Below are 14,163 nucleotides of genomic sequence, written 5' to 3' on the forward strand. Positions count from 1 at the left end.
GCAGTGACCAATGACGTTTCGGGGAGCGGTGAAGTATCCGCTAGCAAACCGCTAGCCTTTTATCTGAATCTTCTGAAGAGATAACAAGCAACCAAGAGACTGCATGCAACTAAAAGACAGTAAGCAACGACCATGCAGAGACAGCCATCAAGTACCCACCAATCAACATCAACACAATAAACACCAACTTTCTGAGTTGATCATTGGACAACGGCGGTGGGAAACGCCGAGCAAACATAGTGACAAGTGCAACTAAAGGAACAGCAATAGCAGATAACCACAGTATGCTCGCTTCCATGTCGCCTGCAGCGTAGACATTGACGGTACGGGACATTGACGTACAAGCGAACACCATCAGCAGTGTGCTTCGCACCAGATCGAGCGTAAAAGGTTGTCGATAGAGATGGTAAACAATCGGTGGGCCTGCCATCCCAAACAACCCACCCGCGAGCCCAGAACTAAAACCAGATAACAAGAAAGATACGGTTGCTGAACGGTCCTTTCTAGTTTTAGGTTTGAACATAAAACTCAAACCTGCGAATAACACCATAGCACCCAATAATCCTCGGAGAATATTCGTGGCCGAATCGCTCAACTCGTCTAGCAAGAACACCCCCATCGACACGCCGGGGATAATACCGATGACTAACACCACCAGAATCTTGAGTTCACCAAGCAGTGGCTTACCCATCAACGCGACCAAGCAATTGAACAAAGTCACAATACTGACCACAGCGGCTATAACGGGTAAGGAAACCAAATTAAGGCTGACCGTTAAACCAATCACTATGATACCGAGGCCAAAACCCGTGACGGTTTGGAAGTAAGTACCCACCGCAATAGTGGCAAGAATGGCGAGTAAAACAGGTAACTCCATTAGCAATCCTAATTAGGTTGTTTTGGGGTTGATCTGAATGTGAATATCAGCTTCAGGAGCAAGGCTTTAGTATCTAAAATCAAAGGTCAATTCTTCTCTTTTTTCAGAATCAGCCGCCGCGTCAGTCGTTGAATTTGGTATTTTCCCTTGCTGCGCTTGTACGGCAGTCACCGCAATTACATTGAAGATATCTTCCGCGCTACACCCTCTGGATAAGTCATTGGCAGGCTGATTCAATCCTTGCAGTAACGGGCCAATCGCGACCGCGCCACCTAATCTTTCTGCGAGCTTATAGCCTATGTTCCCCGCTTCTAAATTAGGGAAAATCAATACATTAGATTGGCCTTTCACTTCTGAATCGGGCAGCTTTTTCGCGGCTATTTCAGTAACAATCGCGGCATCGAGTTGAACGTCCTGATCAACCGCTATTCCGGGACAACGTTGTTTCACTAACTGAGCGGCATTACGAACCTTATCGACCGATTCGTGTTTAGCGCTGCCGTTGGTAGAAAACGACAACATTGCGACTTTAGGTTCTTCCATCAGCAGTGTTTGAGCACTGTTTGATGCAGCCACCGCAATCGAAGCCAGCTCAGTTTCATTGGGGTTAATCACCAAACCACAGTCACTAAAAATCATGCCACCTTTAAGATTATGGAAAGGCTCACACAGCATCATCAGAAAGAAGCTGGACACCAATTCACTGTCTGGTGCTGGCCCAATAATCTGCAGCGCCGCTCGTACTACATCAGACGTGGTGTAGACCGCACCATTGACTGTGCCGTCTACTAACCCTTCTCGTACCATCAAGTTGGCAAAAATCAGTGGGTCTTTGACCTTCTCCAATGCATCTTCATAAGTCATGCCTTTGGCTTTTCTTAGCTCATAGAGCCGTTCAGCCAACACAGCTTTGAGTGCTGATGTTTGTGGTGAAACAATGTGAATGCCGACGAGATTAATGTGGTTCAACTGCGCCGCTTCGATAATCGCCTTTTCATCGCCGACTAACGTGATGTAAGCGAGCTGTTTATCTATCGCCAATCGCGCCGCTTTGAGTACACGAGGGTCTTCTGCTTCACTCAAAACCACTCGCTTACGATCTAAGTGAGCCTTATCAATAATCCGTTCAATCGCCTTCATCTTAAATTCCATTTATTGAGATTAATTGTTCCATAATTTATATTTATATTATTGAAATAATAAAAAAGGTCAAATTTTATTCAGATAATTGAAGATTTTTAATTTGGTATGTACACTCTTATACATAGACATATCGCAAGGATGAATCACTGTATGCAAACAGAAACACCACAAGTTCAAGGAGATACGCCCACTCTCCGACTTTTTGCACTATTAGAGGTGATAGCGCAAAAAGATGAGTTTATTTCTCTTCAAGGGCTCGTCGAAGAAACCGGACTACCGAAACCAACTCTGCACCGCATGCTGCAACAATTGGAAGCTGCGGGCATTATTCAAAGAGATGGTGACGAAAAGCATTACAGCTCTGGCATTCGACTCAGAAAGCTTGCTGAAAACCTGCTGTTCAATAGCACCATGCACAGCGCACGACGCACTATTCTTGAAAACCTTCGAGCAGAAGTAGGCGAGAGCTGCAACCTAACGGCACTGTCGAGCGGTGAGATCATCTATCTTGATCGAGCAGAAACCGAAGCCCCGCTGCGCTTCCATCTACAACCCGGCTCTCGCGTGCCCGTGCACTGCTCAGCCACAGGCAAATTGTTTTTGGCGCACATGTCGAAATCACAACGCAGAAGACTGATCGAAAATGTGCCACTCACTCAATACACAGTGAAAACCATTACCGACTATTCGACGCTAGAGAAAGACATCGAAGAAGCGAAGATTCAAGGTTTTGCTATTGATGATGAAGAATTCTTACCCGGTTTAGTCTGTATCGCTGTATTGATACCGTCTTCTACTGGTCAATCCAATCTTGGCTTAGCAATACAGGCGCCAGTGATTCGCGTAAAACCAGACGAAGCGATCAAGTTTCTGCCAGCTCTTCAAAAAGCAGCCAAAGCGCTCGCGAAGATAGAGTCTGATAACTGGGGCTAGTGAGCAGAACTATCTCAGAGAATGACCAAGATTAGCGAATCAACATCCATGCCCTTCGACCAATCAACATTTGGTCGAAGTCATTTCAACACATGCCACCCCGCACATTAGCAACACGTCTAAAGTAATCACAACAAAGGAATCACGATGCTAAACATTAAGAACCAGCACTTACTCTCTTTTATGGTGACAGAAGCGAACAACGCAGTTGCAGTCACAAACCCAGCAACGGGTGAGCTTATTGGCCACGCACCAATCTCATCTGAGGCAGAGTTAGAGAGCGCTATCGAGCGTGCTCATGTTGCGCAGAAAGAGTGGGCAAAAATTCCCGCTAAATCCCGTGCTGCATTGCTAAGTGGTTGGCATCAATTGATCCTTGAAAACAAAGAAGATCTTGCGCGCCTAATGACCATTGAACAAGGTAAGCCGTTAGCAGAAGCCACGGGCGAAGTGGTGTATGGGGCAAGCTTTATTGAATGGTTTGCAGAAGAAGCGAAGCGTACTTATGGTGATTCCATTCCTAGCACCGTCGCTGGCAAACGCTTGGTGACCATCAAACAACCTATCGGAGTCGCATGTGCCATTACGCCATGGAACTTTCCAATTGCAATGATCACTCGTAAGGCCGCTCCTGCCCTTGCTGCTGGCTGTAGTTTTATTGTGAAGCCCTCAGATGAAACGCCGCTTTCTGCATTTGCTGTGGTTGAATTAGCTTACCAAGCAGGCATTCCTAAAGATCTACTTCAAGTGGTGCTAGGTGATAGCCCAGAACAGATCGGCGAGCTTTTCACATCACACCCTCTGATCAAAAAAATCTCTTTTACTGGTTCTACCCGAGTCGGCAGTATCTTGATGGCTCAAGCTGCGAAAGGCGTTAAGCGCACCTCAATGGAACTGGGCGGCAATGCACCATTTATCGTGTTTGACGATGCGGACGTCGACGCGGCCGTTCAAGGCGCAATGGCTTCAAAATTCCGTAATGCAGGGCAAACCTGTGTTTGTGCGAACCGTTTCTACGTTCATAGCAAGGTGCATGACGAGTTTGTCGCTAAGTTCGACCAAGCCGTTCAGCAACTTAAAATGGGCAACGGCTTAGATGAAGGCGTCACTATTAGCCCCGTGATCAGTGAAAGAGCGAAACAAAACATCCAAGGGTTGATTGACCGAGCGATTGAGCAAGGTGCACAACCCGTATCGCCAACTCAAGTGCTTGACGGCTTGTTCATTCAACCTGTGGTTCTTAAAGACGTGAAACACAGCATGGACATCGTTCAACAAGAGATCTTCGGCCCAGTCGCGCCTGTGATGAAATTCGAAACCGATGAGGAACTTATCGAGATGGCCAACGATACCATTTATGGTTTGGCGTCTTACTTCTACAGCCAGAACATTCACCGCGTATGGCAAGTAGCAGAAGCACTTGAATACGGCATGGTTGGCATTAATGACGGCATGATCTCAACTGAGGTTGCACCTTTTGGTGGGGTTAAGCAGTCAGGTATTGGCCGTGAAGGCGCTAAAGAAGGAATCGATGAGTACATGGATATCAAGTATCTGTGCTTTGGTAGTAACTAGGTCTCGGAAGTAGTTAGTCTTGGTCGCAACTAAGCCTAACTCTTAAACATCAGCAAGCTTAAACATCGAATAGCCCAACTAACACCTTTCTTCTGAGCTTCGCCCACACACCCAAAAAAGCCAAAAAAGTCAAAAAAAAAGCCGCGCTAAATTAGCGCGGCACCTTGGGCTCGGTTCAAATAGGGGTACTTCTTTTTTTATTATTTATTGTGCAGTTCCTTTCAGCTTCAGTCGCATCGCATGCAACACGGGCTCGGTGTAACCACTAGGTTGAGCGCAGCCTTCGAATACCAACTGACAAGCCGCTGAGAAAGCAATGCTATTTTCAAAATCTGGCGCCATATTGCGGTAGCTAGAATCACCTGCATTTTGTCCATCAACCACTGCCGCCATACGTTTCATGGTTTTCATTACTTGTGCTTCATCACAAATGCCGTGGCGTAACCAGTTGGCAATATGCTGGCTCGAAATACGTAATGTCGCGCGGTCTTCCATCAGCCCTACATCGTTAATATCTGGCACTTTCGAACAACCGACTCCTTGGTCAATCCAACGCACTACGTAGCCAAGAATACCTTGTGTATTGTTATCCAGTTCATTTTGGATATCTTTAGCAGTCAGCTTTTGATTGCCTAGTAGCGGGATAGTAAGAATATCGTCAACGTTCGCTCTCACACGCTCACGAAGCTCTTTCTGACGGCTTGGTACACTCACCTTGTGATAGTGCAAAGCATGCAGAGTCGCGGCAGTTGGAGAAGGAACCCAAGCGGTATTTGCACCTGCTTGTGGGTGTCCGATTTTCGCATCCATCATCTTGGCCATGTTGTCCGGCTCTGGCCACATACCTTTACCAATCTGGGCTTTACCTTGCAGGCCACAAGCTAAACCAAGATCAACGTTTTGATCTTCGTATGCGCCAATCCAAGTCATGGTTTTCAGCTGTGTTTTAGGAGCGAATGGTCCCGCTTCCATACTGGTGTGAATTTCATCACCGGTTCGGTCTAAGAAGCCAGTGTTGATAAAAACGACACGGTCTTTAGCTGCGCGAATACATTCTTTTAGGTTGACTGACGTACGACGCTCTTCGTCCATGATGCCGACTTTGATCGTGAATCGATCTAGGCCTAATGCATCTTCAATACGGCCAAACAGTTCATTGGTAAACGCCACTTCTTCAGGGCCATGCATCTTAGGTTTAACAATATTAATGCTGTTCGCGGTCGAGTTTTGGTACGCACTGTTGCCTTTTAAATCATGCATCGCGATTAGTGAAGTGATCATGCCATCCATAATGCCTTCAGGTACTTCATTACCGTCAGCATCAATAATGGCAGGGTTGGTCATTAGATGGCCCACATTGCGGATAAACAACATGCTACGGCCTTTCAGCGAGATCTCGCCTCCCGTCACGCTGGTGTATTGACGATCTGGATTAAGGTTACGAACGATGGTCTTGCCATTTTTCTCTAGTGACTCTTGTAAGTCACCTTTCATCAAGCCTAACCAGTTACGGTAAGCCAGTGCTTTGTCTTCACCATCAACCGCTGCTACCGAATCTTCGCAATCCATAATGGTAGTGAGAGCCGATTCCACCAGCACATCCTTAATGCCAGCAACATCAACGCTGCCAATCGGTGCGCTCGGGTCAATTTGAATTTCAATATGTAGGTTGTTGTGCTTAAGCAGAATGCTTGAAGGCGCACTCGCATCACCTTGGTAACCAATGAACTGGTTGCGATCGATTAGAGTGACTTCTTCGCCGTTATCTAAGGTCGCTGTCAGTGTATTGCCAATGCTGACGTTGCTGATGCTGTATTTGGTCACATCTTTATGGGAAACACCGTTGAGAGGTGCTGCGTCATCAAGGAAACCTCGAGCGTAGCTCACTACTTTAGCGCCACGTACAGGGTTAAAGCTGCCACCCTTTTCTGCACCATCACTTTCACTGATGACATCGGTTCCGTAGAGCGCATCGTATAAACTGCCCCAACGCGCATTAGCCGCGTTAAGTGCAAAACGTGCATTCATAATAGGCACAACGAGCTGCGGGCCCGCTTGTGTTGCAATTTCAGGCTCAACGCTTGCAGTGGTAACTTGAAAGTCTTCGCCTTCAGGTACGAGGTAGCCAATCTGCTGTAAGAACTCTTTGTACTCCACAGGATCTAGCGCTTGCCCGGCACGCTCTTGGTGCCAGACGTCAATTTGATGTTGAAGATCGTCGCGCTTAATAAGCAATGCGCGGTTCTTTGGAGCCAAATCTTCAAGGATGGTTGCAAAAGATTGCCAAAAGTCTTCAGCGACAATGCCTGTTCCAGGAATGACCTGATCATTAATTAATTGGTAGAGGGTGCTATCAATGTTCAAGCTTCCCTGTTGAATACGACTGCTCATAAAATCTCTCTCAAGCTAACTGATGACTACTCAATATATTTACTTAACTGACTTAAATTTCAATAACTCATTTAAACTTACGCAACGGACATAAATTTAGCTAATTTATGCCAGTTATACTGGATATTCATATAAAAAATACCCTACAAACTGTGTTATTCCGTCACACCACTCTCTATTTCATTGGCGACGCTTTTAATCAATCGGCGCATCCACTGATGGTCAGGATTGGTTTGTAATAATGGACTCCAAGCCATTTTCACCTCAAAGGGTTCAATAGCAAATGGCGCAGGTTTGATTAACAACCGAGGGTTGTTGCGCTGCAATTGTGCCGCTTTGGTTGGAATGGTCAGGATCAGGTTCTTCTGTTGAGCGAAGAGAATCGCCGACAGGTAGTGTCGTGTGAACACCGTGATATTACGCGTTTTGCCAATGCGCATTAATGCTTCATCTATCCAACCAAGCTTTTGCGCTTCGCTTGGGTTAATCCCAACGCCGGTGCCCATACCCGTCTTACTTACCCAGATATGTTGCGCCTTTAGATAAGACAAAATATCGAAGTTGTCCGCTATCGGGTTATCACAACTAAATAGGCAAGAGAACCCGTCGTGCCAAAGGCTCATCTGATGGAACGACTGTGGAATATCGTCAAAACGGTTGATGATAATATCAACAGTGCCTTGCTCCACATCCTGATAACTCACGTCACTTGGCGTCATAATATCCAAGCGTATTTTCGGTGCTATCTCGCTCAACTTTTTCAATAGCGGCTGAATAATGGTCGACTCAGCATAGTCACTCGCCATGATACGAAACACACGCTCACTGTCTTCTGCATTAAATTCCGTGGTCGGTTGCAATGTCTTTTCTACATTCGCCAAGATGTTTCTAATCAATGGCTGCAGTTTATGTGCTCGCTCGGTCGGTATCATCCCTTCACTGGTTCTCACCAACAGCGGGTCTTCAAATAAATCACGCAATCGACGCAGGCCATTACTCATGGCTGGCTGAGTGATTCCTAACTGATTTGCTGCTCGTGTTACGTTTCTTTCACGTAGCAACATGTCTAAATACACAAGTAAATTAAGGTCTATACGAGCAATATTCATAAGAAAAATACCGAATATAATAACTATAAATTAACAAAATTATCACATACATGGTTATTCTTTGTCCATGGTTAGATTTAATCCAAATCGAATGACCTCGCCAAATTGGCCAACATGTCCACGTGAAACTAAGGAATAGTTATGTCGCAAATTACACAAGATATCGAAAAGATTGAAGTTGCAAAAAGCGCTGCTGGTGCTCCATGGGATGCAATCAACCCTGAATCTGCAGCTCGAATGCGAGCTCAAAACAAATTCAAAACAGGTCTGGATATTGCGCAATACACGGCAGATATTATGCGTGCAGACATGGCGGCTTACGACGAAGACAGCTCTCAATACACTCAATCACTGGGTTGCTGGCATGGTTTCATCGGCCAACAAAAGCTGATTTCTATTAAGAAGCACTTTGATGGCAAGACAGACCGTCGTTACCTATACCTTTCAGGTTGGATGGTAGCAGCACTTCGCTCTGACTTCGGTCCACTTCCAGACCAATCTATGCATGAAAAAACGTCAGTTGCTGGCCTGGTAGAAGAGCTATACACCTTCCTACGCCAAGCGGATGCTCGTGAACTAGGTGGCTTATTCCGTCAACTAGATGCGGCACGTGAAGCGGGTGATGTGAATCTACAAGACCAAATCCAAGACAAAATCGACAACCACGTAACACACGTAGTGCCAATCATTGCGGATATCGATGCAGGTTTCGGTAACGCAGAAGCGACTTACTTAATGGCTAAGCAGATGATTGAAGCTGGCGCATGTTGTCTACAAATCGAAAACCAAGTAGCCGATGAGAAGCAATGTGGTCACCAAGACGGCAAAGTAACGGTTCCTCATGCTGATTTCCACGCAAAACTTCGCGCACTTCGTTACGCTTTCCTTGAACTAGGCATCGACAACGGCATCATCGTTGCTCGTACCGATTCACAAGGTGCAGGCCTAACAAAAGAAATCGCGGTAGTGAAAGAACCGGGCGACCAAGGTGACATCTACAACTCATACCTAGATGTTGAAGAGATTGATGTTGCAGATATGGCTGAAGGTGATGTTTGCTTCAACCGTGACGGCAAGCTAGTTCGTCCTAAGCGTCTGCCTTCAGGCTTATACCAATTCCGCGAAGGTACTGGTGAAGACCGCTGTGTATTCGACTGTATTGAAGCAATCAACGCGGGTGCTGACCTGCTTTGGATTGAGACTGAGAAACCACACATCGGTCAAATCAAAGAGATGATGGATGGCGTACGTGAAGTACACCCTAATGCGAAACTGGTTTACAACAACTCTCCATCATTCAACTGGACATTAAACTTCCGCCAACAAGCATACGATGCAATGGCAGCAGCAGGTAAAGATGTATCAGCTTACGACCGTGCAAGCCTAATGAGTGCGGAATACGATGAAACTGAACTGTCTGCAAGCGCTGACGAGAAGATTCGTACATTCCAAGCGGACGCATCTCGCGAAGCGGGTATCTTCCACCACTTGATTACTCTGCCGACTTACCACACAGCAGCACTGTCTACCGACAACCTTGCAAAAGAATACTTCGGTGACCAAGGCATGTTGGGCTACGTTGCTAATGTTCAACGTAAAGAGATTCGCCAAGGTATCGCATGTGTTAAACACCAAAACATGTCTGGTTCAGACATGGGTGATGACCACAAAGAATACTTTGCTGGTGAAAATGCACTAAAAGCAGCGGGTGAAGCGAATACGTCTAATCAATTTGATTAATCGTTAACAGCGTTTCCCTTCTAGAATCTCCCCTTCCCTTTTCCCTGTTAGGTACCGGGAGGGAGGAGGTTTTGGGATGAAGCTTGTACTGCCGGCTTCATCTCAAAGCCTCAAATTTGTGTTCCACACCACTGTGACCCTGAAAAATTCTGTTTACACTGATCACATTCCTGTTTGTTGATTTTCCTATTTATTGATATGCCTATTTATTGAGAGTGCCTATGACTTCAATACCGACACACCTACAAGATGCTAAAACACTGCTGTCAGAAAATGGTTTCGCTACTGGTGATACTTGGTATCACGGCACATCTTCAGCCTTACTCGCTTCAATCCAAGGCCAAGGGCTGAAACGCTCAGGAGACAAAGCACTCAATGAAGCCGCTTCAAAAACCATGGCAACCATTGGCAACAACTACACCGAATCCGTTGAACCAGTGTTTCTTACCCAGAGCAAAGAACTGGCCTACTACTGGGCTCAGCAAACCATTCGCGAACGCAGCACTCGTTTTGAGGGTGAAGAGCGCCCTATCGTGTTAGCGGTAAATTTAACGGACAAACAACGTGCCAAAGTAAGGCCTGATGTTGGCGCAATGAGCCTATTAATGATGAGTGTTGGCGAGCAATTCATGGCTCACTTAACTGAAATCTATCAAGAGAACAACATCGCAGGCCCAGACATCGAACTGCGTACTGCGGATCGTATGGACTATCTCAATAAGCTTGGAATGGCCTACATTGATGAAGACATCAGCCGTGCTTGCGTGCAAGAGCTTTATGAACCAGAGCTGTCAGAGCCGGAACTGACCAGTTAATCAGGTTCATTACGTCAGCACTATTCAGAATAAAAAAGGGCTCCTAATCTAGGAGCCCTTTTTATGTGTGACGTTATTTACATGCTCGTTAATCAATGGGTTAATTGATCAATAGACAAGTAAGTCAATGGACTAGTTAATCAACGGACACAGACGACCTTGCTGCGCGGCTTGAGTCATTGTCATCTCACCCTGCAACGAACGATACACAATGGTGTTCCAAACTTCGCCATTATCCATCTCAAAATCGATAGCATAGTTCAAACCACTGACAACCTGAGTTCGAACACTCAAGATTTTCTCAAGCTTCGCAGCGGTATTCATTTGTCCCAGAACCACATCTAAAGCTTGTTTTGCTTCTGGCGTGATATCACTTTGTGACCAACCACCTGTCAGGTTTTTTGTGCTACAGATCGGATTCGCTTTCTCTTGCGGTTGAGCGGAAACATCAGATTCCTGACTGCATCCAGCTAACGCAGCAACACTAAACACGGTTGCTAATCCAAGTAATGATGTTAATCGTACTTTTTTCATGAATCCTCTCTACATCGTTCATTCAGTCATTTACGAGAAATTACTCGCAATGATGTTTCATATGCAGGCAAGCTTAGACCTTAAATGTCATTACTTCATCAGAGATTATGGTGTAACTACTCTATAAATACAGAGCACTGTCAGAAAAACAAAGCCGGACACTACTGCCCGGCTTTTTACCCGTCTATTCAATTGATATTTTGGCCATTTAGATTGGGTAGCGTTTTCGTTAGTGCTTTTTAATTACTGCCTGTTTTACTAGTGAAAGAACACCAACATCTCGACATCATCCCCTTGCTGTTCAGCACTAAGTAAGAAATGCACATAGCCCTCTTCTGTTACAGGGATTTGCAGGTACTCATTGCTACCACGGTAGTTAGAGGCATAATCGTGTTGCCCTGAAGTAGGCCAATATGAACGACTTGCAAATAGATCAACGTTGCCAGCATTCGACTGTCTACTCTCCGCAACGTCACTCTTATCATTCAACCATACTCTTACCTCTTGCACGCCCTGTGGAACATAAACCGCCGCATAACGTCGTTGGTGCACGGTGAGTATTTGAGGCTGACCTGATTCCAGTATTATTGGCGTTAAATCATCTTGCTCTTGTGATGGCGGCGTTGGCGCTTCTGTCTCTAGTGATGCCAACAGTGTTACGTCATTGAAATCGGTGCGTCCTGCAATACTCATGTAGTAACGACCCGGTTTGATGAAACCCGATGACTGTGGTTCAAACGTCACCATCTCATTACTTCCATTTCCGTATTGGCTGAATTCAAAATCATAGTAATGCGCTTCTTTGTTGTAGCTCATGTAAAGATCAGCATCACCTTGGCTTTGGCCTGAAGCATGACCTTCAATCGAAACCTCAAAATGCGTGCTGTTCTCTGGTACATCGACGTAGAACAACTGCTCACTGTACACCTCACCATTCAACACTACACCTTGGTTTGCGACAAGCACCATGGCTTGGTCTGTTGGATTTGTAGGGTCAGTCGGTTCTGTGGGATCAGTAGGCTCTGTTGGTTCATTTGAAACGGTGTCTAGCCAACGCTCAAACTCACCATTGTATTGCTGGCCAAGCACTTTCACTTGTTGCGCCCATTCTGAAAATTTGCCAGCACGAGACAGTGCCAACAAGCTCTGCACTTCTTGAGGATGTTCTTCCATCATAAAGCGCACTGCCAAGTAACCCCATCGATAGATACGGTTGGAATCATGAGAGTAGGTGGTCGCAAGCACATCCGATAAACTCATCTTCCCACTGCTAATCAAACCAACAGCGGCATCGTAACCTTGCTTGTAATGCATGAACTCAGCAAAACCTTCTAACCACCATACAACGTAACCATGTGCCAAGTTGTCGCTAAAGGAGCCGTATTGGTTAAAGCGCGCATCGAGATAGTGAGTGTACTCATGCTCTAAATTGAGAATTGAAAGGTCATCGCCGTTAGCGTAACGGTAAGCAACGAAACGCGCCACGTTACCCACTTCTGCAGGGTTACCTTCTAAATACTGACCGCCGTTATCGGTGGTGTTTCCAAACAAGAATGCCGAGTAATCGGTGTAGCTACCTTTACTGCCAAACACCGCGACTTCAACTCGCTCGTTATTATCGTCGGCGACAGGTTGTTGGCCTGTGTTCGCAACTTGATGGAAGTCCGCCTCTTTTGCCGCGAGTACGTCACATGCTTCAATTGATTGTGCTTGCGTTAAATCTTGAGAGCGAATAATCGCAGGCCCTTGACACTCATGACGATTGGGAAGCACACGCATTGCTAAATCACGTTTTGCTTGCTCTAGATCCAATCCATTCAAGCCATCTGGCGCGTAATACCCCATCATCTCAACCGCCGCTAACCAAAGCTTGTCATGCTCACTGCCAAGTGGGTTTTGTACCACCACTTGCTGCATAAAACGCAGCGCTTTGTCTTTCGTTAATTTATCCGGGCTTGCCAGCAAACGACCAGTTTCACGGACGGCGTTATAAACAAGAAAGCCTGCATCAGTATCTAAAGCCCATGTGTTATCACGGGCGAATGCTGCAAGCGTGTCGATATGCTGGGTATGGCTAGCCATATAATCGTAGAAGTCATCTCTAGCTGCGTGCCCTGCCATTGCTCGAAACAGATTGTTTAACCCATCGACCCATTGTGAGTCTTGCGCCGTTTCTTGGTTGAAGTGACGTAATGCCGCAAGTTGCGCATCCATTGTCAGTGGCAATTGTTTAACGTTATCGACCATTAGCGTCAGGCTTTTCAATGCACCCACCTGCTCACGACCTTGATCTAACGCATTAGGGTTAGCTAAGAAAGCAATGGTCGACTGAGCAAAACGCTGACTCAACGCTTCGCTGAAGTCTTGCGCTTGCGCGTTATAGCGAACGTAATAAGCGGCACGAACAAACTCACCAAGGTTTTCAAGTTTACGGGCTTGTTCAGCTTCACCTCGGTAACGAGTTATTTCTGAGTTCAGTGCAGCTTGAATGCGGCTTAGGTTCGCTTCGCTATAGATATTATCTAGTGAATTATTCGATGCCGAGAACCAAGAACTGTAGCAACTGTTGTTTGCCGAAGAGACAGCGAGTGCAAGATTGGACGCCTGTTGAAGATCAAGCACCTCACACTGATTTTGAGCAAAAGAGAAACTGGACACACTGGCAAGCATGCAAGCGATCGCCAAGCGATGACGTGGAAATAGACGGAGATGAGACATACTACACTCATTAGTTAATTATATATTTGAGCGCGCTGTTATATTCCTTACAATCCATAAGGTGAATTGAGTTGCGTATGATTTATGAGCTTGGTTCAAAAAATAAACACTCAGAACCAATTTATAAATTCAAAAAGATATCCTCAGATTGAATAAATTAACTTTCACACATGAGCAAACCATATAAGTGATTGAGAGCACTCTAATTTAGGGAATCATTAATTAATTCGTACATGACTAACCCATATTGTTAAGGGTCAGCACAAGTAGTAAACTTGCGCTCGATTATGCAACTTGTTTTTAAAAACAATAGACACAATTAGAGTTA

At 45.7% G+C, this 14,163-nt stretch carries 10 protein-coding genes; 4 read left to right on the forward strand and 6 right to left on the reverse strand.

What is annotated here, in order from left to right:
• Positions 1-109: 109 nt before the first annotated feature.
• The gene (locus tag OW495_RS10235) at positions 110-877 is read right to left on the reverse strand and encodes a sulfite exporter TauE/SafE family protein (RefSeq protein ID WP_289886320.1); all 768 of its coding nucleotides are present in this window, start codon (positions 875-877) and stop codon (positions 110-112) included.
• Positions 878-943: 66 nt separating this feature from the next.
• Positions 944-2,017, reverse strand: a complete 1,074-nt coding sequence (gene pta / locus OW495_RS10240) for a phosphate acetyltransferase (RefSeq protein ID WP_289886321.1) — start codon at positions 2,015-2,017, stop codon at positions 944-946.
• Between the two features lie 153 nt (positions 2,018-2,170).
• Between pta and OW495_RS10245 the strand changes: the two genes are divergently transcribed.
• Positions 2,171-2,953, forward strand: a complete 783-nt coding sequence (locus tag OW495_RS10245) for an IclR family transcriptional regulator (RefSeq protein WP_016784285.1) — start codon at positions 2,171-2,173, stop codon at positions 2,951-2,953.
• Between the two features lie 147 nt (positions 2,954-3,100).
• Complete coding sequence (locus OW495_RS10250; RefSeq protein WP_289886323.1) at positions 3,101-4,528, forward strand: NAD-dependent succinate-semialdehyde dehydrogenase; 1,428 nt, start codon at positions 3,101-3,103, stop codon at positions 4,526-4,528.
• Between the two features lie 204 nt (positions 4,529-4,732).
• Here OW495_RS10250 and OW495_RS10255 read toward each other — a convergent pair whose 3' ends face one another.
• A complete protein-coding gene (locus OW495_RS10255; protein WP_289886324.1) occupies positions 4,733-6,919 on the reverse strand; it encodes a malate synthase G in 2,187 nt (728 codons plus the stop codon).
• Positions 6,920-7,074: 155 nt separating this feature from the next.
• Positions 7,075-8,028: a LysR family transcriptional regulator gene (locus tag OW495_RS10260; RefSeq protein WP_009845781.1), complete on the reverse strand. Its 954-nt coding sequence runs from the start codon at positions 8,026-8,028 to the stop codon at positions 7,075-7,077.
• 141 nt (positions 8,029-8,169) lie between these two features.
• Between OW495_RS10260 and OW495_RS10265 the strand changes: the two genes are divergently transcribed.
• Both OW495_RS10265 and OW495_RS10270 read left to right on the forward strand, forming a co-directional pair.
• Complete coding sequence (locus OW495_RS10265) at positions 8,170-9,768, forward strand: isocitrate lyase (protein WP_017097741.1); 1,599 nt, start codon at positions 8,170-8,172, stop codon at positions 9,766-9,768.
• Between the two features lie 221 nt (positions 9,769-9,989).
• Positions 9,990-10,583 carry a hypothetical protein gene (locus tag OW495_RS10270; protein ID WP_032500221.1) on the forward strand — a complete coding sequence of 198 codons (594 nt, stop codon included), beginning with the start codon at positions 9,990-9,992 and terminating at the stop codon, positions 10,581-10,583.
• Between the two features lie 132 nt (positions 10,584-10,715).
• Here the strand turns inward: OW495_RS10270 and OW495_RS10275 are convergent, their stop codons facing one another.
• Together OW495_RS10275 and OW495_RS10280 are read right to left on the reverse strand one after the other, a co-directional pair.
• Positions 10,716-11,117 carry a cystatin domain-containing protein gene (locus tag OW495_RS10275; RefSeq protein WP_289886326.1) on the reverse strand — a complete coding sequence of 134 codons (402 nt, stop codon included), beginning with the start codon at positions 11,115-11,117 and terminating at the stop codon, positions 10,716-10,718.
• Between the two features lie 258 nt (positions 11,118-11,375).
• Positions 11,376-13,835: a M9 family metallopeptidase gene (locus tag OW495_RS10280; protein WP_289886328.1), complete on the reverse strand. Its 2,460-nt coding sequence runs from the start codon at positions 13,833-13,835 to the stop codon at positions 11,376-11,378.
• Positions 13,836-14,163 lie beyond the last annotated feature (328 nt).

This window comes from Vibrio sp. 14N.309.X.WAT.E.F5 (assembly GCF_030397615.1).
Classification (GTDB): domain Bacteria; phylum Pseudomonadota; class Gammaproteobacteria; order Enterobacterales; family Vibrionaceae; genus Vibrio; species Vibrio lentus.